The organism is uncultured Halorubrum sp., assembly GCF_937146585.1.
In the GTDB taxonomy this organism is placed as follows: domain Archaea; phylum Halobacteriota; class Halobacteria; order Halobacteriales; family Haloferacaceae; genus Halorubrum; species Halorubrum miltondacostae.
In genome coordinates this window covers 1-2,346 of sequence record NZ_CAKZRO010000131.1, presented here as the reverse complement: position 1 = coordinate 2,346, position 2,346 = coordinate 1, and the positions used below count along the sequence as shown (strand labels likewise).

Below are 2,346 nucleotides of genomic sequence, written 5' to 3'. Positions count from 1 at the left end.
GGAGACCGAGACCGACCTGTTCGGCGAGCAGGCCGTCCTCTGTGGCGGCGTCACCTCGCTCGTGAAACAGGGGTACGAGACGCTCGTCGACGCCGGCTACTCCCCGGAGATGGCGTACTTCGAGTGTCTCAACGAGCTCAAGCTCATCGTCGACCTGATGTACGAGGGCGGGCTCGGCGAGATGTGGGACTCCGTCTCCGACACCGCGGAGTACGGCGGGCTCACGCAGGGCGACGTGGTCGTCGACGAGCACGCCCGCGAGAACATGGAGGAGGTCCTAGAGAAGGTTCAGAACGGACAGTTCGCCCGCGAGTGGATCGCGGAGAACCAGGCGGGACGGCCCTCCTACACGCAGCTCCGGACCGCCGAGAAGAACCACGAGATCGAGGCCGTCGGCGACGAGCTCCGCGGCCTGTTCGCGTGGGAGGAGTCGGCCGAAGACGACGAGGAGGAGTCGGCAGAGGTGACCGCCTGATGGGCGTAGCGGGCCCCGGATCGCCTTCCGGCGTCACCGCGGCGGTCGGAGGTGACTCCCGATGAGCGAGGGAACGCTGTACGACAAGGTGTGGGACCGCCACAAGGTCACGGAGCTCCCGAACGGGCAGGACCAGCTGTTCATCGGGCTCCACCTCGTCCACGAGGTGACGAGTCCGCAGGCGTTCGGCATGTTGCGCGAGCGCGATCTCGACGTCGCGTACCCGGACCAGACGTTCGCGACGACGGACCACATCGCGCCCACCGAGGCCGACAAGCGCGAGCGACCCCTCGCCGACGACCAGGCCGAGGAGATGCTCTCCGCGCTCGAACGCAACGTGAGCGACAGCGGGATCACGTTCTTCGGCTTCGAGTCCGGCAAGCAGGGGATCACCCACGTCGTCGCGCCCGAACTGGGGCTCTCGCAGCCCGGGATGACGGTCGCGTGCGGCGACAGCCACACGGCGACCCACGGCGCGTTCGGCTCCATCGGCGTCGGCATCGGGACGAGCCAGATCCGCGACGTGCTCGCGACCGGCTGTATCGCGGCGGACAAACAGAAGGTCCGCCGAGTCAACGTCGAGGGCGAACTCGGCGAGGGCGTCTACGCGAAGGACGTGATCCTGAAAGTGATCCAGGACCTCGGCGTCGACGGCGGCGTCGGCCACGTGTACGAGTACGGCGGCCCCGCGATCGAGGCGCTCGACATGGAGGGGCGGCTCGCCGTCTGTAACATGTCTATCGAGGGCGGCGCCCGCGCCGGCTACATCAACCCCGACGAGACCACCTACGAGTACCTGAAGGGCCGCGAGTACGTCCCCGAAGGCGAGGCGTTCGAGGAGCGGAAGGCGTACTGGGAGTCGGTCGCCTCCGACGACGACGCCGAGTACGACGACGTGGTCACCGTCGACGCCGACGGGCTCGACCCGCTCGTCACCTGGGGTATCAACCCCGGACAGGTGATCGAGATCTCGGAGCCGGTCCCGCACCCGGACGACTTCGAGGCGCGGACCGACCGCGAGGCGGCCGAGCAGGCGCTCGACCACATGGAGATCGAGGCGGGCCAGTCGATGCTCGGCTACGACGTCGACGTGGCGTTCCTCGGCACCTGTACGAACGGCCGCCTCTCCGACTTCGAGGAGGCCGCGAAGATCCTGGAGGGCGACACGGTCGACGAGGACGTCCGCGCGCTGGCCGTGCCCGGCTCCGAGACCGTGCGCCAGCAGTGCGAGGAGCGCGGCATCGACGAGGTCTTCATCAACGCCGGCTTCCAGTGGCGCCGCGCCGGCTGCTCGATGTGTCTCGCCATGAACGACGACGCCCTGGAGGGCGACGAGGTCTGCGCCTCCTCGTCGAACCGCAACTTCATCGGGCGGCAGGGGTCGAAGGACGGCCGCACCGTCCTGATGAGCCCCGCGATGGTCGCGGCCGCGGCCGTCGAGGGCGAGGTCGCCGACGCGCGCGAGTACCTCGACGACGGGCCGACCGGCGGCGCCGGCGGCGTCGAGGAGGTGGCCGACTGATGGCCCCCGACGCGGATCCGGGCGCGGACCAGCACATCACCGAGGTGTCCGGGACCGGCGTGCCGATCCCCGGCGACGACGTCGACACCGACCAGATCCTGCCGGCGAAGTTCATGAAGGAGGTCACGTTCGACAACATGGCGGACTACCTCTTCTACGACGCCCGGCGGGACGACGACGGCGAGTTCAACGACCACCCGCTCAACCGATTCGAGGGCGCGTCGATCGCGGTCGTCAACTCCAACTTCGGGTGCGGCTCCTCCCGGGAGCACGCGCCGCAGGCGATGATGCGCTGGGGCGTCGACGGCGTCGTCGGCGAGTCCTACGCCGAGATCTTCCGCGACAACTG

1 protein-coding gene and 2 pseudogenes are annotated in these 2,346 nt (G+C 69.1%); all 3 read left to right on the top strand.

The features are described 5' to 3' along the window. Nucleotides 1-475 (top strand): annotated as a pseudogene (locus tag Q0116_RS10530) (ketol-acid reductoisomerase); the annotation flags it as partial. A 61-nt stretch (nt 476-536) separates the two neighbouring features. After that, nucleotides 537-1,997 carry a 3-isopropylmalate dehydratase large subunit gene (leuC, locus tag Q0116_RS10525; RefSeq protein WP_297887817.1) on the top strand — a complete coding sequence of 487 codons (1,461 nt, stop codon included), beginning with the start codon at nt 537-539 and terminating at the stop codon, nt 1,995-1,997. Continuing rightward, a pseudogene (locus Q0116_RS10520) lies at nt 1,997-2,346 on the top strand (3-isopropylmalate dehydratase small subunit); the annotation flags it as partial. The gene leuC and the pseudogene Q0116_RS10520, both read left to right, overlap by 1 nt.

What these genes read in the sequence shown, in the direction of transcription:
- leuC (WP_297887817.1), top strand. Translation starts at nt 537, where the DNA reads ATGAGCGAGGGAACGCTGTACGACAAGGTGTGGGACCGCCACAAGGTC.